General features: G+C 63.7%; 1 pseudogene. It reads left to right on the top strand.

What is annotated here, in order from left to right:
- Positions 1 to 187: pseudogene (locus tag SB725_RS33255) on the top strand (hypothetical protein); the annotation flags it as partial.
- Positions 188 to 245 lie beyond the last annotated feature (58 nt).

Consider the following 245-nt stretch of genomic DNA (forward strand, 5'->3'; position numbering starts at 1 on the left):
CTACGCGCTGCGCCATCGCTGTGCCGTTGCACACGCACACATGGACAGCGCGATCTGCCACCTGGCGGACACGGCCTATGCACGGCGCTTCTTCCTCGGCCTGGGCGGATCTGGCGAATACCAGACGCTCGCTGAGCTGCCGCCGATTCCGGCGAGCTTCGAGGCACCGCAAGGAGATCGGCCATGAACGATCTTTCCGTTATCGACCAGTTCCTGGCCGTCTTCTCGCAGTACATCGACTCGGG

Origin of the sequence: Pseudomonas sp. SIMBA_041 (assembly GCF_046535095.1) — a bacterium.
Taxonomy (GTDB): Bacteria; Pseudomonadota; Gammaproteobacteria; order Pseudomonadales; family Pseudomonadaceae; genus Aquipseudomonas; species Aquipseudomonas mucoides.